The organism is Sinorhizobium terangae (assembly GCF_009601505.1).
In the GTDB taxonomy this organism is placed as follows: Bacteria; Pseudomonadota; Alphaproteobacteria; order Rhizobiales; family Rhizobiaceae; genus Sinorhizobium; species Sinorhizobium terangae.
Genome location: NZ_WITC01000058.1, coordinates 1 through 17629, shown reverse-complemented (window position 1 = coordinate 17629; position 17629 = coordinate 1). Strand labels below are relative to the sequence as shown.

16 protein-coding genes are annotated in these 17629 nt (G+C 61.5%); 13 read left to right on the top strand and 3 right to left on the bottom strand.

The genetic code is table 11. From position 1 onward, the window contains the following. The first annotated feature begins 61 nt into the window (after nt 1–61). Nucleotides 62–1084, top strand: a complete 1023-nt coding sequence (locus GHK62_RS15555; RefSeq protein WP_153440069.1) for a zinc-dependent alcohol dehydrogenase family protein — start codon at nt 62–64, stop codon at nt 1082–1084. A 162-nt stretch (nt 1085–1246) separates the two neighbouring features. Here the strand turns inward: GHK62_RS15555 and preA are convergent, their stop codons facing one another. Both preA and GHK62_RS15545 read right to left on the bottom strand, forming a co-directional pair. After that, nucleotides 1247–2560 (bottom strand): NAD-dependent dihydropyrimidine dehydrogenase subunit PreA, encoded by a 1314-nt coding sequence (gene preA, locus GHK62_RS15550; RefSeq protein ID WP_153440068.1) that lies wholly within the window; start codon nt 2558–2560, stop codon nt 1247–1249. A 30-nt stretch (nt 2561–2590) separates the two neighbouring features. Beyond that, nucleotides 2591–3952 carry an NAD(P)-dependent oxidoreductase gene (locus GHK62_RS15545; RefSeq protein WP_153440067.1) on the bottom strand — a complete coding sequence of 454 codons (1362 nt, stop codon included), beginning with the start codon at nt 3950–3952 and terminating at the stop codon, nt 2591–2593. Nucleotides 3953–4154: 202 nt separating this feature from the next. Between GHK62_RS15545 and GHK62_RS15540 the strand changes: the two genes are divergently transcribed. The 9 genes from GHK62_RS15540 to GHK62_RS15500 all read left to right on the top strand — a co-directional run bounded on the left by GHK62_RS15540 (nt 4155) and on the right by GHK62_RS15500 (nt 14176). Beyond that, nucleotides 4155–5108, top strand: a complete 954-nt coding sequence (locus GHK62_RS15540) for a sugar-binding transcriptional regulator (RefSeq protein ID WP_153440066.1) — start codon at nt 4155–4157, stop codon at nt 5106–5108. A 212-nt stretch (nt 5109–5320) separates the two neighbouring features. Beyond that, the gene (locus GHK62_RS15535) at nt 5321–6631 is read left to right on the top strand and encodes an ABC transporter substrate-binding protein (protein ID WP_153440065.1); all 1311 of its coding nucleotides are present in this window, start codon (nt 5321–5323) and stop codon (nt 6629–6631) included. A 188-nt stretch (nt 6632–6819) separates the two neighbouring features. Next, entirely contained in the window at nt 6820–7692 is an 873-nt protein-coding gene (locus GHK62_RS15530) for a carbohydrate ABC transporter permease (RefSeq protein WP_153440064.1), read from the top strand. A gap of 5 nt (nt 7693–7697) precedes the next feature. After that, nucleotides 7698–8528: a carbohydrate ABC transporter permease gene (locus tag GHK62_RS15525; protein WP_153440063.1), complete on the top strand. Its 831-nt coding sequence runs from the start codon at nt 7698–7700 to the stop codon at nt 8526–8528. Nucleotides 8529–8538: 10 nt separating this feature from the next. Then, nucleotides 8539–9540, top strand: a complete 1002-nt coding sequence (locus tag GHK62_RS15520; RefSeq protein ID WP_153440062.1) for an ABC transporter ATP-binding protein — start codon at nt 8539–8541, stop codon at nt 9538–9540. Continuing rightward, nucleotides 9537–10310, top strand: a complete 774-nt coding sequence (locus GHK62_RS15515) for an L-iditol 2-dehydrogenase (protein ID WP_153440061.1) — start codon at nt 9537–9539, stop codon at nt 10308–10310. The genes GHK62_RS15520 and GHK62_RS15515 overlap by 4 nt, the downstream gene beginning before the upstream one ends. A gap of 38 nt (nt 10311–10348) precedes the next feature. Continuing rightward, a complete protein-coding gene (locus GHK62_RS15510; RefSeq protein WP_153440060.1) occupies nt 10349–11833 on the top strand; it encodes a mannitol dehydrogenase family protein in 1485 nt (494 codons plus the stop codon). A gap of 5 nt (nt 11834–11838) precedes the next feature. Further along, nucleotides 11839–12504, top strand: a complete 666-nt coding sequence (locus GHK62_RS15505; protein ID WP_153440059.1) for an HAD family hydrolase — start codon at nt 11839–11841, stop codon at nt 12502–12504. An 88-nt stretch (nt 12505–12592) separates the two neighbouring features. Next, the gene (locus GHK62_RS15500) at nt 12593–14176 is read left to right on the top strand and encodes an FGGY-family carbohydrate kinase (protein WP_153440058.1); all 1584 of its coding nucleotides are present in this window, start codon (nt 12593–12595) and stop codon (nt 14174–14176) included. A 228-nt stretch (nt 14177–14404) separates the two neighbouring features. On the opposite strand, the gene GHK62_RS15495 is transcribed toward GHK62_RS15500, so the two are convergent. Continuing rightward, nucleotides 14405–15199: a response regulator gene (locus tag GHK62_RS15495; protein ID WP_153440057.1), complete on the bottom strand. Its 795-nt coding sequence runs from the start codon at nt 15197–15199 to the stop codon at nt 14405–14407. 172 nt (nt 15200–15371) lie between these two features. Here GHK62_RS15495 and rsiA1 point away from each other — a divergent pair, with 172 nt between their 5' ends. The 3 genes from rsiA1 to GHK62_RS15480 form a co-directional block, all read left to right on the top strand. Beyond that, nucleotides 15372–15548 (top strand): anti-sigma factor RsiA1, encoded by a 177-nt coding sequence (gene rsiA1 / locus GHK62_RS15490; RefSeq protein WP_380785505.1) that lies wholly within the window; start codon nt 15372–15374, stop codon nt 15546–15548. Between the two features lie 7 nt (nt 15549–15555). Beyond that, nucleotides 15556–16110 (top strand): RNA polymerase sigma factor, encoded by a 555-nt coding sequence (locus GHK62_RS15485; RefSeq protein WP_153440056.1) that lies wholly within the window; start codon nt 15556–15558, stop codon nt 16108–16110. Nucleotides 16111–16259: 149 nt separating this feature from the next. Further along, the coding region (locus GHK62_RS15480) for a sensor histidine kinase (protein ID WP_153440055.1) at nt 16260–17629 on the top strand (1370 nt) is incomplete at its 3' end.

The window sequence follows — 17629 nt, the reverse complement described above, 5'->3', positions numbered from 1 at the left end:
ACTGGCGATGTGAGTTCAACACTATGCTCGTTCCATCACCATCCACGTGAAAGGAATGATCATGACGAAATGGATGAGGGAATGGAGCATCGACGCGATCGGCCCGCAAAATCTGAAGATTACCGAACATCCCGTGCCGGATATCGGTGATCGTGATATGCTCGTCCGGACGACGGCCGTGTCGCTCAATTACCGTGACAAGCTGATGCTTGAAACCGGCATGGCGCTGGATCTTGACTTCCCCTTCGTACCGGCTTCGGACATGAGCGGCGTCGTCGAAAACGTGGGCAAAGGCGTGACGCGCTTCAGCCCCGGCGACCGCGTCATCTCGACCTTCCACCCCGGCTGGCTCGATGGTCTCAGGCCGGGAAGCGGCAGAGAGCCATCCTATGCGACGCTTGGCGGCGTGCATCCGGGCGTCATGTCGGAATATGTCGCGTTCCCTGAAGACTGGTTCGTCGCCGCACCGAAGAGCCTCGACGCAGCCGAGGCGAGCACTCTGCCATGCGCCGGCCTCACCGCCTGGTTCGCGCTGCTGGAGAAGGGGCATCTCAGACCCGGCGATCGCGTCGTCGTCCAGGGAACGGGTGGCGTCGCGCTTTTCGGACTGCAGATCGCCAAGGCGATGGGTGCCGAGGTGATCGTCACGTCGGGAAGCCAGGAAAAGCTCGCCCGGGCGCTGGCACTTGGCGCTGACCACGGCATCAATCGCAAATCTGAGGACTGGGTCGAACGGGTTTATGAGCTGACCGCAGACCACGGCGCCGACCACATTCTGGAAATCGCTGGCGGCGCCGGCCTTGGCCAGTCGCTGAGAGCGGTCGCGGCCGACGGGCGCATTTCCGTGATCGGCGTATTGGAAGGCTTCGAGATTTCAGGGCCGGCGGCGCCGCTGCTTTTGAAATCCCCGGTGCTGCAGGGCATCAGCGTGGGGCATCGCCGGGCGCTCGAAGATTTCGTTGGCGCGGTCGACCGCATCGGCCTGAAGCCGGTCATCGACAAGCGATACACGTTCGCCGATTTCCGCGAGGCGCTGGCGCATCTCGATCGCGGTCCCTTCGGCAAGGTCGTGATCGAATTCTAGATCGTTTCATTGAAGGGATGAACCGATCTAACGCATTGAAACGACGCAATTCCGGACGGAAAACCGTTGCACACTTTTTCCTGGAATGCTTTGCGCCCACCACAAAGACGAAAGGCCGCCGGTGCTCCCTCCCGGCGGCCCTCCTGTATCATCGACGTTCCCTTACTCAGCGGCCTGTCGAGCCATCGGATTGTTGGGATGGGTCGTCCAGTTGGCGTAGTTCGGGTCCACCGGCTTGCCGGTGCGTTTGTCGAGAGTGCCGGCCGCGAGCGGCTCCATCGTGATGCAGTTCGAGACGGGGCAGACGTTAACGCAGAGATTGCAGCCGACGCATTCCTCTTCGATCACCTCGAAATGGCGCACGCCGTTGACGAACTGGGTGATCGCCTGGTGCGAGGTGTCCTCGCAGGCGATGTGACAGCGACCGCACTTGATGCAGGCGTCCTGGTCAATCTTCGCCTTGGCGACATAGTTGAGGTTCAAGTACTGCCAGTCCGTGACGTTTGGCACGGCGCGACCGCAGATGTCGTCGAGCGACCTGTGGCCCTTGGCGTCCATCCAGTCGGAAAGGCCGGAAATCATTTCCTGGACGATCTTGAATCCGTAGGTCATCGCTGCCGTGCAGACCTGGACGTTGCCGGCACCGAGAGCCAGGAATTCGGCCGCGTCGCGCCATGTGGTGATGCCGCCGATGCCCGAGATCGGCAGTCCCTGGGTTTGCGGATCGCGGGCGATCTCGGCGACCATGTTGAGCGCGATCGGCTTCACCGCCGGGCCGCAATAGCCGCCGTGGCTGCCCCGGCCGTCGATCGAGGGCTCCGGTGAGAACGTGTCGAGATTGACCGAAGTGATCGAGTTGATCGTGTTGATCAGCGACACGGCGTCGGTGCCGCCTGCCTTGGCTGCTCGGGCGGGTTTGCGGATGTCGGTGATGTTCGGCGTCAGCTTGGTGATCACCGGCATGCGCGTGTACTGTTTGCACCAGCGTACGACCATCTCGATATATTCGGGCACTTGGCCGACCGCGGACCCCATGCCGCGCTCGGACATGCCATGCGGACAGCCGAAATTAAGCTCGATGCCGTCGGCCCCGGTTTCTTCGACGAGCGGCAGGATCGCCTTCCAGGCGTTCTCCTCGCAAGGCACCATGATCGAGGCGATCAGAGCGCGATCAGGCCAGTTCATCTTGACCTGCTTCATCTCGCGCAGGTTCACGTAAAGGTCGCGGTCGGTGATGAGCTCGATATTGTTCAAGCCGAGCAGGCGCCGGTCGGCGCCCCATATCGCGCCGTAGCGTGGTCCGTTGACGTTGACGACCGGCGGTCCTTCCTCGCCGAGCGTCTTCCAGACGACGCCACCCCAGCCGGCCTTGAAGGCGCGCTCGACGTTATAGGCCTTGTCCGTCGGCGGCGCCGAAGCGAGCCAGAACGGGTTCGGGGATTTGATGCCGACAAAATTGTTGCGAAGATCAGCCATTGTTTCGTCCTCTCGATCCTGTTCCGCTTCTTACGCGACGGCGCTCGCCAGCGGCTGAGCCGCGGCGAAAGCCCGGTTGATCGATTCGGCGGCGTCGCGCCCCATGGCGACGGCGGAAACGGTCAGGTCCTCTCCGCCCAGCACGCAGTCGCCGCCCGCCCAGACACTGGCGAGCGACGTGCGGCCTTCCGCATCGACGACGATGCGTCCGCCCTCCAACTGAAGCGCGCCGAGGCCAGAGGCTTCGAAGGTCTGGCCGATGGCCTTGAAAATCTGGTCGGCTGCGATGATACCCGTTTCCCCTGTTGTCGTCAGCTTGCCGTTGTCAAGCGTGGTGTACTCAAGTTCGATGCCAGCGACCTTGCCATCCTTCAGCGCGATGCGCTTCGGCTGCAGCCAGTGGCGGATGGTGACGCCCTTGGAAGTTGCGAGATCCTGCTCGAACTCGGAGGCATTCATGTGTTCCTTGCCGCGGCGGTAGCAGATCGTCACCTCCTCGGCTCCGAGCAGCTTCGCCTGGACGGCCGCGTCGATGGCGGTCATGCCGCCGCCGAGCACCACGACCCGCCGGCCGACCGGGATGTCGGCCTTGGTCTTCGACTGCCGGAGTGCGGCGATGAAGTCCACGGCGTCGTCAACGCCTTCGGCATTCTCGTCCTCGATCCTGAGCGCATTGACGCCGGCAAGACCGAGACCAAGGAAGACGGCATCATATTGCTCCGACAAGTCGGCAAGCGAGAAGTCGCGGCCAAGCGCCTGCCCATGGCGCACCTCGATGCCGCCGACCGAAAGGACGTAGTCGACCTCCTTCTGGGCGAAATCGTCCACAGACTTGTAGGCGGCGATGCCGTATTCGTTGAGTCCGCCGGATTTTTCGCGCGCATCGTAGACCACCACGTCGTGGCCATTGACCGCGAGCCGATGAGCGCAGGCAAGCCCCGCAGGTCCTGCACCGACCACAGCTACCCTGCGACCCGACGATGCGGCTCGCACGTAGAATTGCTTGTTCTCCTTCATCGCGATGTCGGTCGCGTAACGCTGCAGTCTGCCGATCTCGACCGGGCGCTCCTCGGCGGTGTTGCGCACACAGGCCTGCTCGCAGAGCGTTTCGGTGGGACAGACGCGGGCGCACATTCCGCCAAGTATGTTCTGGTCGAAAATCGTCTTTGCCGAGCCGATCGGATTGCCCGTGGCAATCTGCCGAATGAACATCGGGATGTCGATCGAGGTGGGACAGGCCGTCATGCACGGCGCATCATGACAGAAGTAACAGCGGTCGGAAGCGACCAGCGCCTCGTGTTTGTCGAGCGGCGGATGAAGGTCGGAGAAATTGGCTTCGTATTCCTTGAGCGGCAGCCGGCCGCCAAGGATCCCAGATTGCGTCGTTCCCATTTTTAGCTCCCAATGTTTTCTCAGGATGAGAGAACGGTAACACGCTTTATTTTTTTATCAAACGGTAAAAGTTTACTTCGGAAACTTGCCGAACGCCCTGAGAACCGGGGCTTTCTCTTCATGCGTCCGATTCACTCCGCACGTTTGTTTGACAGGGCAGTGCAAATAGTGGCAGCAAATCAAAGGGGAAGGAGATAATCGTATGGCGCGCAGGCCGGAGACCAACAACAGGCTGGACGATGCTGCCCGCGCTGGCTGGCTGTACTATGTCGCCGGCCGAACGCAGGACGAGATCGCTTCGATCATGGGCATCTCGCGGCAATCGGCGCAGCGCCTCGTTTCCCTCGCCATGGCCGAGCGACTGATCAAGGTTCGGCTCGATCATCCGATTGCCGCCTGTCTCGAGGCGGCCGCCCGACTCAGGGAAAAATATGAGCTGAAGCACGTCGATGTCGTGCCGAGCGATCCGGGCTCGAGTTCGACAACTGTCGGGATCGCCGAAGCGGGCGCTGTCGAGATCGAGCGCTGGCTGAAGTCGACGGACCCGGTGGTTCTCGCGATCGGGACGGGGCGCACGCTGAAAGCGACGATCGACCAGTTGCCCTCGATGGAATGCCCGCAGCATCGGATCGTGTCGCTCACCGGCAATATCAGGCTCGATGGCTCGGCCGCCTACTACAATGTCATCTTCAGCATGGCGGACACGATCAAGGCGCGCCATTTCCCCATGCCCCTGCCGGTTCTCGTCTCGTCGCCCGAGGAGCGCGAGGTCCTTCACAACCAGAGTCTCGTCAAGCTCGCTCTCAAGCTCGGCGCGGAAGCCAATGCCGCCTTCGTCGGCGTGGGCGAACTCGGGCCGGACGCACCGCTGTGCGAGGACGGCTTTCTGGCGCGCGAGGAAATGGAGCGACTGATGGCAGCCGGTGCCGCAGGCGAGATTTGCGGCTGGATGTTCGATCACGACGGCGAACTGCTCACGGGCAGCATCAACGAACGTGTCGCCTCCATTCCGCTTCCCCCACGCGACCGGGCATCGGTCATCGGCATTGCCAAGGGCAAGCGCAAATACGAGGCGCTCCGCGCGGCGCTCAAGGGCCGCATCATCAACGGCCTCATCACCGACGAAACCACCGCTGACTTTCTGCTCGGCGCGTGATTCAAGCGAGATTGACTCGGGCGATATCGAGCGTCCGGGACGCTCAGGAGCGCATTCGGTCCGGCGCGCTCGATAAAAAAATCCATAGCTGAAACAGGCCATTAACAGTTTCGGGTGCGTCGCAGCAACGAATGCAGATTGACATTTTGCGTCAACGGGTGAGTAATTGCCCATGAGCAAGGCAAATGCTCAATTCTTCTGGGAGGAAGTCGATGAATTTGAGAACTTTCCTGCTGGGCACGTGCTCGGCAGTCGCTCTGGCGGGTCTGGCCCAAGCAGAAACCCTCACCATTGCGACCGTGAACAACGGCGACATGATCCGGATGCAGAAGCTGACGGATGATTTCACCTCGAAAAATCCCGACATTCAGCTCGAGTGGGTAACGCTCGAGGAAAACGTGCTGCGCCAGCGCGTGACGACGGATATCGCGACGAAGGGCGGCCAGTACGACATCATGACGATCGGCACTTACGAAGTGCCGATCTGGGCGAAGCAGGGCTGGCTCCTGCCGCTCGACAACCTTGGTGCCGATTACGATGTCGATGACCTCTTGCCGGCGATCCGCAGCGGCCTGACGATCGACGGCAAGCTCTATGCCGCGCCATTCTATGGCGAAAGCTCGATGGTGATGTATCGCAAGGACCTGTTCGAGAAGGCCGGGCTCACGATGCCCGATGCCCCGACCTGGGACTTCATCGCGGATGCTGCCCGCAAGATCACCGACAAGAACAGTGAAATCTACGGCATCTGCCTGCGCGGTAAGGCCGGCTGGGGCGAGAACATGGCCTTCCTGACGGCGACGGCGAACGCTTTCGGCGCACGCTGGTTCGACGAGAAATGGCAGCCGCAGTTCGATCAGCCCGAATGGAAAAATACGCTCGACTTCTATGTCAAGCTGATGAATGAGGCAGGCCCGCCCGGTGCCTCCTCCAACGGTTTCAACGAAAACCTGTCACTCTTCCAGACCGGCAAATGCGGCATGTGGATCGACGCAACGGTTGCCGCTTCCTTCGTAACAAACCCGAAGGAATCGACGGTTGCCGACAAGGTCGGTTTCGCGCTTGCCCCCGATACCGGCCTTGGCAAACGCGGCAACTGGCTCTGGGCGTGGAACCTCGCAATCCCCGCAGGCTCGCAGAAGACCGAGGCGGCCGAAAAGTTCATCGCCTGGGCAACTGGCAAGGACTATCTGAACCTCGTCGCCGAGAAGGAAGGCTGGGCAAACGTTCCCCCCGGTACCCGCACGTCTCTCTATGAGAACCCGGAATACCAGAAGGCGGCGCCGTTCGCGAAGATGACGCTCGACTCGATCAACGCGGCCGACCCGAAGAACCCGGCGGTCAAGCCGGTGCCCTATGTCGGTGTGCAGTTCGTCGCGATCCCGGAATTCCAGGGCCTCGGCACTGCGGTCGGCCAGGTCTTCTCGGCAGCGCTTGCCGGTCAGATGAGTGTCGATCAGGCGCTTGCCAGCGCGCAGCAACTGTCGACCCGCGAAATGACCAAGGCAGGTTACATCAAATAGGGCTCCCAAGGGCCGGGGCGCTGGCTGGAAACGGCTGGTGTCCCGGCAACTCTCAGAGCGGGATGGGGAAAGCGGAACGGGTTTTCCGCTTCCCGCTCTGACTTTTTTAGATCGGTCACGGCGCGTCCGGCATGCGCGTAAACCGCGCAGCCTTCATGGAACAGCGTTGATAACTACGGGAGGACGCCATGGCGACCTTGCACACCCGCTCCGCCGCGCGGCTGATGATCGCGCCCTCGGTGCTTCTGCTTCTGGCCTGGATGATCGTTCCGCTGGCCATGACCATCTATTTCTCGCTTCTGCGCTACAATCTGCTGATGCCCGGAATGGAGGAGTTTGCAGGGTTCTCGAACTATACTTACTTCCTGACCGATCCGGCATTCTTCCAGGCCATCTTCAACACGCTCGCGATCGTGCTCGGCGTGCTGTTCATCACGGTGATCGGCGGTATCGCCCTCGCACTTCTTCTCGACCAGCCGATGTTCGGGCAGGGGATCGTGCGCATCCTGGTGATTGCGCCCTTCCTGATCATGCCGACCGTCGCGGCGCTCGTCTGGAAGAACATGTTCATGAACCCGGTGAACGGGCTCTTTGCCTGGCTCGCCAAACTCGTCGGCCTGCAGCCCTTCGACTTCCTCGCCAATGCGCCGCTCTTCTCGATCATCCTCATTGTCGCGTGGCAATGGCTGCCTTTTGCGACGCTCATCCTGCTGACGGCGTTGCAGTCGCTCGACGAGGAACAGAAGGAGGCCGCGCAGATGGACGGCGCCGGCGCCTGGAGCCGCTTCTTCTATCTGGTGCTGCCGCATCTCTCACGGGCGATCACCGTGGTGATCCTGATCCAGACGATCTTTTTGCTGTCCGTCTTCGCCGAAATCCTCGTCACCACCAACGGTGGTCCGGGCACGCAGAGCACGAATCTCACCTTCCTCGTCTATGCGCAGGCTCTCCTGCAGTTCGACGTGGGCGGCGCATCCGCCGGCGGCATCATCGCGGTCATCCTCGCCAATATCGTCGCATTCTTCCTGATGCGCATGATCGGCAAGACGCTGGAGGCTTGAAAGTCATGGCACGCAATGTCTCGACCCGACGCAAGCTGGTTGTTACGGTCGTCGCCTGGACGATCGGCATCCTGATCTTCTTCCCGATCCTCTGGACGTTCCTGACGAGCTTCAAGACGGAGGCGCAAGCGATCGCCTCGCCGCCGGCATTCCTCTTCTTCGACTGGACGACCGAGAACTACTTCGAAGTCCAGAGCCGGTCGAACTACTTCAAGCACTTCATGAACTCAGTGGTCGTCTCCTTCGGCTCGACGCTGCTTGGTCTCATCGTCGCCATTCCCGCGGCCTGGGCCATGGCTTTCGCGCCGACGAAGCGCACCAAGGACGTGCTGATGTGGATGCTGTCGACGAAGATGATGCCGCCCGTTGGCGTGCTGGTGCCGATGTACCTGATGTTCCGCAATTCCGGGCTTCTCGACACCCGTACCGGCCTGGTGATGGTCCTGACGCTGATCAACCTGCCGATCATCATCTGGATGCTCTACACCTATTTCAAGGAAATCCCCGGCGAGATCCTGGAAGCGGCGCGTATGGACGGCGCCTCTCTCTCCAAGGAGATCATCTATGTGCTGACGCCGATGGCGATCCCCGGCATTGCCTCGACGCTGCTCCTCAATATCATTCTTGCCTGGAACGAAGCGTTCTGGAGCTTGAACCTGAGCGCGGCGAAAGCGGCACCGCTGACCGCCTTCATAGCCTCCTATTCGAGCCCGGAAGGCCTGTTCTACGCGAAGCTCTCGGCGGCCTCGACGATGGCGATCGCCCCCATCCTCATACTCGGCTGGTTCTCGCAGAAGCAGCTTGTACGCGGCCTGACCTTCGGCGCGGTCAAATAAGGATACGACCATGGGAAGCATCACACTCAAGAACGTATCGAAAGTCTTCGGCGCCCACGCCGTCATCCCTTCGATCGACCTCGATATCAATGACGGTGAATTCGTCGTCTTCGTCGGACCGTCCGGCTGCGGCAAGTCCACGCTTTTGCGCTTGATCGCCGGCCTGGAGGACGTCAGCGACGGCGAGATCGTCATCGACGGCAAAAAGGCGACGGACCTGCCGCCGGCAAAGCGCGGCCTCTCGATGGTGTTCCAGTCCTATGCGCTCTATCCGCATATGAGCGTGCGTTCCAATATCGCCTTTCCCCTGAAGATGGCAGGCGAGGACAAGGCGGTGATCGACAAGAAGGTGGCGGACGCCGCGCGGGTGCTGAACCTCACCGACTATCTCGACCGCAAGCCGCGCCAGCTTTCCGGCGGTCAGCGCCAGCGCGTGGCGATCGGGCGGGCGATCGTCCGGCAGCCGGAAGCCTTCCTGTTCGACGAGCCGCTTTCGAACCTCGATGCGGCGCTGCGCGTCAACATGCGTCTCGAAATCAGCCAGCTTCACCAGCAACTGAAGACAACGATGGTCTATGTCACCCACGACCAGGTCGAGGCCATGACCATGGCCGACAAGATCGTGGTGCTCAATCGCGGGCGCATCGAGCAGGTGGGCTCGCCGCTCGATCTCTATCACAAGCCGGACAATCTTTTTGTTGCCGGCTTCATCGGCTCGCCGAAGATGAATTTCATTTCCGGGGCGCCGGCCGCCGCCTATCAGGCCCACACGATCGGCATCCGTCCCGAGCATCTGGCCCTTTCCAAGGAACAGGGAACGTGGCGGGGCACAGTCGGGGTGGCTGAACATCTCGGCTCCGACACCTTCCTCCATGTGAATGCCGACGGCATCGGCACGTTGACGGCGCGTGTCAGCGGCGACTTCGGCGTCACCCATGGCGATCCGGTTTTCCTGACGCCGGATGTCCAGCGCCTGCACAAGTTTGACGAAAGGGGATTGGCAATTCGATGAAACGTCTTGAAGGGAAAAGCGCGCTGATCACCGGATCCGCGCGGGGTATCGGCCGTGCCTTCGCCGAGGCCTATGTGCGCGAGGGGGCCACCGTCGCGATCGCCGACATCAATATCGAGCGGGCGAAGCAGACGGCTCAGGAAATCGGACCAGCCGCCTATGCCGTGCAAATGGACGTGACCCGACAGGAATCGATCGATGCGGCGATCGCTGCAGTTGTCGAGCACGCGGGCGGCCTGGATATCCTCGTCAACAATGCCGCTCTTTTCGATCTGGCGCCGATCGTCGAGATCACCCGGGAAAGCTACGAGAAACTGTTTTCGATCAATGTCGCCGGTACGCTCTTCACCCTGCAGGCGGCGGCCAAGCAAATGATCGCGCAGGGGCGCGGCGGCAAGATCATCAACATGGCGAGCCAGGCTGGGCGCCGCGGCGAGGCACTGGTCGCCGTCTATTGCGCAACCAAGGCGGCCGTTATCAGCGTTACCCAATCGGCCGGGCTCAATCTCATCAAGCATCGCATCAACGTGAACGCGATCGCTCCGGGCGTCGTTGATGGCGAACACTGGGATGGCGTCGATGCGCTCTTCGCCAAGTACGAGAACCGTCCGCTCGGCGAAAAGAAGCGCCTGGTTGGCGAGGAGGTGCCTTACGGACGGATGGGCACCGCCGAAGATCTGACAGGCATGGCGATTTTCCTCGCCTCCTCGGAAAGCGACTACGTCGTCGCCCAGACCTACAACGTCGATGGCGGCAACTGGATGAGCTGAGGTTTCGTTGCAGGACGAGCCCCGAAAGGAACGATAGGATGACGACCAGACTCTCCCTTGCCACACTAGACACCGTCAAGGCCAAGGCTGGCGTTCCGAAATACGGTCGGCACGATCTTCGCGCCGGAATCGTCCATTTCGGCGTTGGCAATTTTCACCGCGCTCACCAGGCCGTCTATCTCGATGATCTCTTCAATCTCGGGATCGACCGTGATTGGGCGATCATCGGGGCCGGGGTCTTGCCGTCGGACGAGGTCATGCGGGCCAAGCTCGAAGCGCAGGATTTCCTGACGACGGTGGTCGAGCAGGACAACAATCGCACGGGCGCACATGTCACCGGCGCGATGATCGCCTATCTCAAGCCCGGTGATACACCGGCCATCGTGGCGCAGCTCGCAAGCCCGTCCATTCGCATCGTATCGTTGACGATCACCGAAGGCGGCTATTTCATCGATCCGGCGTCCGGCGTCTTCAATCCTGCCCATCCGGCAATCGTCGAGGACGCGCGCAATCTGGCTTCGCCGAAGACTGTCTTCGGCCTCATTCTCGCGGGCCTTGCCGAGCGCAGGGCGAGGGGGATTCCGCCCTTCACCGTCATGTCCTGCGACAATATCCCTGGCAATGGCGAGGTGACGCACGCGGCCGTTGCCGGCTTGGCACGCCTCTCGGATCCCGCCTTCGCAGACTGGATCGATGCCAATGTCGCCTTTCCGAACGGCATGGTCGACCGCATCACGCCCGCGACGGGCGCCCGCGAAATCGGTTTCGTCGCCTCGGAATACGGCATCGACGACGCCTGGCCGGTCTTTTGCGAGGAATTCAAGCAATGGGTGCTGGAGGACCATTTCCCGCAAGGCCGTCCGGCACTGGAAAAGGTCGGCGTCCAGTTCGTTCCCGACGTCGCTCCCTATGAGCACATGAAGATCCGCATCCTCAACGGCGGCCATGCCGCAATCGCCTATCCGGCGGCATTGCTCGATATCCATTTCGTCCATGAGGCGATGGAGGAGCCCTTGATCCGCGGCTTCCTGGCAAAGCTCGAACAAGACGAAATCATCCCGGTCATCCCGCCGGTGCCGGACACGGATCTCAACGACTATTACCGGCTCATCGAGACACGCTTCGCCAATCCGAAGATCGGCGACACCATTCCGCGGCTGGCCCAGGATGGTTCGAACCGCCAGCCGAAATTCATCCTGCCGTCGACCGCCGATCGCCTGCGCCGTGGTGAAGATGTGGTCGGGCTGTCGCTGGTATCTGCTCTCTGGTGCCGCTATTTCGCCGGCAAATCGGACAGCGGCAAGGATATCGTCTTCAATGACGCAAGCGCCGACCGGCTGCACGCCGCCGCGCTTGCGGCGAAGGAAGACCCGATGGCTTTCCTCGCCCTTTCCGATATTTTCGGCGACGTCGCCCGGTCCGATCTCTTCCGGCGGCGTTTCGGGCATGCGTTGAAAACGCTCTGGGAAAAGGGCACGCGCGCAACGCTGCAGCTTTATCTGGATGGCAACCTCGGGGAATAGCGCCGATGGCGGACCGCGCTAGGCTGGTGATCTTCGACTGCGACGGCGTCCTGGTCGACAGCGAACCGATCTCGCTTGCCGTCCTTGTCGAGGCGCTGGATGCCGCGGGCATATCGATGACGACGGCCGAGGCGAGCGCGCGCTTCCTCGGCCGCAGCCTTAAAAGCATGTCCGCCATCCTTCATGACGAACACGGCCTTGCGACCGACGACGCCTTTCTCGAAGGCATGCGCACGCGCCTATATGCGCGCTTTCGCGAGGAACTGAAGCCCGTTCGAGGCATTCGCCAGGCGGTCGAACAGCTCGACGGGGCCTGTTGCGTTGCGTCGTCGAGCCAGCCCGAGCGCATTCGTCTTTCCCTGACGGTGACCGGGCTGATCGATCTCTTCGAGCCGCACATCTTCAGCGCCAGCATGGTTACGCACGGCAAGCCGGCGCCCGATCTCTTCCTCTATGCGAGCGAGCAAATGGGCTACGCGTCCGCCGATTGCGTCGTCGTGGAAGACAGTCCGGCCGGTATCGAGGCTGCGAAAGCGGCCGGCATGCGCGTCTTTGCCTTCGCCGGCGCCAGCCACGCGCGAAACGACCGGCATCGGCAAGCGCTGGCGCAACTTCACCCCGATGTCCTGTTTGACGATATGGGCGAATTGATACAGTTTGTCCGGCAATAAGTCAGAGCAGGATGGCGGCAATGCAGCATGACCACATGCCGTTCTGACCTCTCAAATCATCGTGATCTCGGGACGGAGACATCCATTGATGCGCGAATATGTCGTTGCGGTCGATATCGGCACCGGTAGCGCCCGTGCCGGCATTTTTGACCGCAAAGGCAAGCTTCTCGCGCGGGCCGACAGGCCGATTGCCATGAACCGGCCGGAAGAAAACCACGCCGAGCAGGATTCCGAGGACATTTGGGCGGCGGTCTGCGGGGCGGTCAAGGCGGCACGCGACAAGGCCGGTGTCGCCGCGGATAATGTCGCGGCGATCGGTTTCGACGCGACCTGCTCGCTGGTCGTGCGCGATCGTGACGGCGCACCGCTTTCGGTCAATCGTGCCGGTGACGCGCGTTGGGACACGATCGTCTGGCTCGATCACCGGGCGCTCAAAGAGGCCGATTTCTGCACGTCGACAGAGCATCCCGTCCTTCACCATTCCGGCCGCGTGATGTCGCCGGAGATGGAAATGCCGAAGTTGATGTGGCTGAAGCAAAACCTTCCCGGGCAATGGGAAAGGGCCGGCTATTTTTTCGATCTTGCGGATTACATGTCCTGGCGCGCGACCGGCAGCACGGCGCGATCGCGTTGTACGCTCACGGCAAAATGGAATTATCTCGCGCATAAGGAGAGAGGCTGGCAGGCCGACTATCTCGAAGAGATCGGCCTTGCGGACCTTCTCGACCGAGGGGGGCTGCCTGAGGAAACCCTGCCCATTGGCAGCGCAGTCGGGACCCTGACCGCAACGGCGGCCGGGGAGCTAGGCCTCGACACGGAATGCCGGGTTGCACCGGGACTGATCGATGCCTATGCCGGCGCGCTCGGCGTGCTCGGCAGATTTGCCGCCGAGCCCGCAAATCTCGAACGGCAACTCGCCCTCATCGCCGGCACCTCGAGCTGTATTGTCGCCTTTTCACGCGAGATGAAGCCTGGCTTCGGCATGTGGGGGCCCTATTTCGAGGCGGTGTTTCCGGGCTGCTGGTTGGTCGAGGGCGGGCAGTCGGCGACGGGCGCGCTCCTCGATCATATCGTGCGCGTGCATGGCGGTGGGCGGGAACCGACCGCGGAGACGCACATGAAGATCATCCAGCGCGTGCAGGAACTGCGCGCGCTTCATGGCCCGGCCTTCGCCGATCGGCTGCACGTTCTTCCCGATTTTCACGGCAACCGATCGCCGCTCGCCGATCCGCACGCGCTCGGCGTCATCAGCGGTCTCGCGCTCGATTCATCGTTCGATGCGCTTTGCCGTCTCTATTGGCGCGCCTGTGTCGCGATCGCGCTAGGCATCCGGCACATTCTCGAAATGATGAAAGAGGCGGGATACAATCTCGATACGCTGCATGTAACCGGCGGTCATGTGCGCAATCCGCTGCTGATGGAGCTCTATTGCGATGCGACCGGCTGCCGCGTCGTTGCGCCCGAAACGCCCGATGCCGTGCTGCTCGGCACAGCGATGGCGGCTGCTGTTGCCGGCGGACTTTACTGCGATCTCGCAACGGCGGGGACGGCAATGGGGTCCAATGGTCAGGAACGTCTTCCCAATGCTGCCTTGCGCAATCTCTACGATCGCGACTATCAGCGGTTTCTGACCCTTTACCGGCATCGCGCGGAGTTGGAAGCGATGGAGTAGCCGGCAATTTTTTTCGGAACTTTTTTCTTACGTGCGCGTTTGAGCAGACAACCGGACGGTGGCGCACATCGCCCCCAATGTGACGCCGGAGGCATACCGCCGGTTGCCCAACTCACATCCCCTCTGTGAGTTGATAAAGCTCAGCCAGTGCCCTTCCCTCGGCACTGGCTGTTTTGCGTTAAGCCCATTGTGATCTTTTCGACGACGGCAATCGCCGACAGATGCGACTCAGGCGGCCGCTTTTGTCGATTCATTGAAGAATAGCGCCTGGCTGATAAGTGCCTTGACCATTTCCGGGTTGAAGGGCTTCGTGACGAGGAAGGTCGGCTCGGGCCGTTCGCCGGTCAACAGTCTCTCGGGGAAGGCGGTGATGAAAATCACCGGAATGGCGGCGGTCTTCAGGATCTCGTTCACGGCATCTATGCCGGAACTTCCATCCGCCAACTGGATGTCGGCGAGCACCATGCTGGGCTTCGTGTCCTTGTAAAGAGCGATTGCCTCGTCCCGGGTCCGTGCGATGCCAGTGACGCGATGGCCGAGACTCTTGACCATCTGCTCGATGTCGATCGCGATCAACGGTTCGTCCTCGATGATCATGATATCGGTCGCAACCTGACGCGAGATTTCCTGCGATGCCCGCTCGAGAAGCGCGCTCAATTTGTCTGTATCGACGTCAAGCACTTCCGCAGCCTCGTTAGTGCTGAAGCCTTCGACCGACACGAGCAGGAAGGCTTGACGCGCCAGCGGCGATACCGCCGCGAGGTTGACCGATGCCCGCTGTTCCCAGGCAAAGGGCGAAACCGGCTCAGGGATCAGGACCGAGGATGAGCCGAACAAGGAGGTATAAAGACGAAATAGAGCGACCCTGTCATTGCTCGCTTCGGGAAAGATCGCGGTATCCGCGATAAGAGCCTCAAGAACGGCCGCCACATAGGCATCGCCCGAGGTTTGTGAGCCGGTCAAAGCGCGGGAATAACGGCGCAGATAGGGCAGGAGCGGCGCGATCCGGTTAGACAGTGTCATTCAGGACTCCCTCAGTCATGTCTTCGGTTCTTGTCTCGACGCGGAAACGCCCGGCTGAAAAAAAGGTTCCGCGGTGGAACATTTCATTTTTTTCCTGCGTTATGGTGGAGGCGAACTCAAAGGTGACGATTGCAAAATGAGATATAGTTCAGGGGCAGGGCGGCCGATCGGCATGAGCTCGTCGACCGGTGATCCGAATGTACAGATCGCGGCGAAGCTGAAAGCGCTCTATCAGTCCGTGCAGGAAGAGGCGATTCCCGCACGTTTTCTTGATTTGCTGGAAAAGCTGGACGCAGCTGAACAGCACTCGACTCCGCAAGGCCGATCGGTTCTGCAAGGGAGGGAGTAGGCGCCGGATGCCGTCTGAAAATCAAGAATTCAAGCGCGAGATGCTCGCGGCGCTTCCCAGCCTGCGCGCCTTTGCCATGTCGCTCATCGGCCGCCACGATCGAGCCGACGATCTCGTGCAGGACACGATCATGAAGGCCTGGGCGAAACAGGACCATTTCGAGATCGGCACGAACATGAAGGCGTGGCTCTTCACGATCCTGCGCAATGAGCTCTACAGCCAGATGCGCAAGCGCGGTCGGGAGATCCAGGACAGTGACGGCCATTTCACCGAATCGCTTGCCCACCATCCCGAGCAATACGGTTCACTCGATCTCCAGGATTTCCGGCGTGCCCTTGATCAGTTGCCTCCGGACCAGCGCGAAGCGATTATCCTGGTCGGTGCCTCCGGCTTTTCCTACGAAGAAGCTGCTAAAATCTGCGGCTGCGCGCTCGGCACCATCAAGAGCCGCGTCAATCGCGCGCGCCAGCGCCTTCAGGAAATTCTCCAGGTGCAAGGCGAGAACGACTACGGCCCCGATGAGACCTCGGCGCCCATCACCTCGCGCGCATTCGTTTCGTGATTGTCGTGCGCTCTCGAGGCCAGACCGTTGCAAGTCGACGGCAGTCCTGCTTTTTTGCTCGGAGCACTAGGTACTGCGGTGGGGCGGGAACCTTCTAAACTAGGAGAGGTCCTGCTTCTGGCGGGTGCGCGAGTTTGGAGTTGGACCGGATGCGCGAGAAGACCGAGGCGATGCTTCCAACGGTAGCGCAAGTGCTCGATGCCCGCGAACGGCTTAGCGTCCTGCATGCCGCCGTGCCTGATATGGCGGTGCCGGACGCCGACTTCGACGGTCTCGCGAAGCTCACGGCAAGCTTGTTCAGCGCCCCGATTGCCCTCGTCAGCCTCGTTGATAGTGAATGGCAATGGTTCAAGGCGGCCGTCGGAACGACGGAAACACGGCGGCGCTGCGACGAATCTTTTTGCCTCCACACGGTCGCGGATCCCGACGGCGTCTTTGTCGTGCTCGATGCGTCGCAGCATCCACTATTTCGGCATCGGCCGAGGGTCATTGACGCCCCGTTTCTCCGCTTCTATGCCGGTGCTTCCATTCTCTTGGACGGTCAGGCGGTCGGCACTGTCTGTGTCTTCGACGTGGCGCCGCGCAAGGAAATCGCGCCGAAACTGATCGATGAGCTTCGCCGGATTGCCGGTATTGCCGCATCGCTGCTCAAGCTCAAGGAGGAGGCGCGCCGGCGCGCGCTGAAGGAAGCGGCGCTTTCGCGCGAGGAACAGCGTCTCGCCATGGCGCTCGACGCAGCGAATGTCGGCAGCTGGCTTTGGGATATCCGCGCCGGCACCGTTGCGGGTAACGGCGCGATGATGCGCATGTTCGGGCTGCCGCCCGAACGCTCGGTCGGCGCCAGGACGATCTTCGCCGCCATCCATCCCGATGACCGCATTGCAACGTTTTCCAAGCTCAGGCAGGCCATGGCCGTGAACGAGGAATATGACGGCATGTTTCGCGTTCGCGACGGCGAGCGTTGGCTCCTCGGGCGCGGCAGGGTACACGACCGCGACGGCAAGGGTGCTCCGCTGACCTTCCTCGGCATGACCATCGATGTCACGGACCAGCAGGCTTCGGTGCAGCGGACGCGGCTTCTGCTCAAGGAACTGAACCACCGGGTCAAGAATACCTTGGCGATGCTGCAGTCGCTCGCCCGTCAGACGCTTAGACAGACGAGCGATCCCGCCGAGTTCATGACTGCGTTCGCCGGCCGGCTCCAGTCCATCTCGGACGCGCACGGGCTGCTGTCCGATTACGAATGGGGCACGATCCACCTCTCGGAACTGATATCGAAGCAGTTGCGCCCCTATGTCAGCGACTATGCCGAACAGGTCGAGCTCCATAAGGACGAAATCCTGCTGGGCCCCGATCAGGCGGTTGGACTTGGGTTGGTCCTGCACGAGCTGGCGACGAACGCCCTGAAATACGGGTCGCTGTCGGTGCCGAAGGGTAAGGTCGTGCTGACCGCGCGCGGTGTCGTGGAAGACGGCGGTGCCGTGCTGCATCTGACCTGGACAGAGGTGGGCGGCCCGCC

Bases quoted from the DNA above. Each gene is read 5' to 3' on its own strand.
- GHK62_RS15555 (WP_153440069.1), top strand. From the start codon at position 62: ATGACGAAATGGATGAGGGAATGGAGCATCGACGCGATCGGCCCGCAA.
- preA (WP_153440068.1), bottom strand. From the start codon at position 2,560: ATGGCTGATCTTCGCAACAATTTTGTCGGCATCAAATCCCCGAACCCG.
- GHK62_RS15525 (WP_153440063.1), top strand. From the start codon at position 7,698: ATGGCACGCAATGTCTCGACCCGACGCAAGCTGGTTGTTACGGTCGTC.
- GHK62_RS15500 (WP_153440058.1), top strand. From the start codon at position 12,593: ATGCGCGAATATGTCGTTGCGGTCGATATCGGCACCGGTAGCGCCCGT.
- GHK62_RS15485 (WP_153440056.1), top strand. From the start codon at position 15,556: ATGCCGTCTGAAAATCAAGAATTCAAGCGCGAGATGCTCGCGGCGCTT.
- GHK62_RS15505 (WP_153440059.1), top strand. From the start codon at position 11,839: ATGGCGGACCGCGCTAGGCTGGTGATCTTCGACTGCGACGGCGTCCTG.
- GHK62_RS15510 (WP_153440060.1), top strand. From the start codon at position 10,349: ATGACGACCAGACTCTCCCTTGCCACACTAGACACCGTCAAGGCCAAG.
- GHK62_RS15540 (WP_153440066.1), top strand. From the start codon at position 4,155: ATGGCGCGCAGGCCGGAGACCAACAACAGGCTGGACGATGCTGCCCGC.
- GHK62_RS15545 (WP_153440067.1), bottom strand. From the start codon at position 3,952: ATGGGAACGACGCAATCTGGGATCCTTGGCGGCCGGCTGCCGCTCAAG.
- GHK62_RS15515 (WP_153440061.1), top strand. From the start codon at position 9,537: ATGAAACGTCTTGAAGGGAAAAGCGCGCTGATCACCGGATCCGCGCGG.
- GHK62_RS15535 (WP_153440065.1), top strand. From the start codon at position 5,321: ATGAATTTGAGAACTTTCCTGCTGGGCACGTGCTCGGCAGTCGCTCTG.
- GHK62_RS15520 (WP_153440062.1), top strand. From the start codon at position 8,539: ATGGGAAGCATCACACTCAAGAACGTATCGAAAGTCTTCGGCGCCCAC.
- GHK62_RS15530 (WP_153440064.1), top strand. From the start codon at position 6,820: ATGGCGACCTTGCACACCCGCTCCGCCGCGCGGCTGATGATCGCGCCC.
- rsiA1 (WP_380785505.1), top strand. From the start codon at position 15,372: ATGAGCTCGTCGACCGGTGATCCGAATGTACAGATCGCGGCGAAGCTG.
- GHK62_RS15495 (WP_153440057.1), bottom strand. From the start codon at position 15,199: ATGACACTGTCTAACCGGATCGCGCCGCTCCTGCCCTATCTGCGCCGT.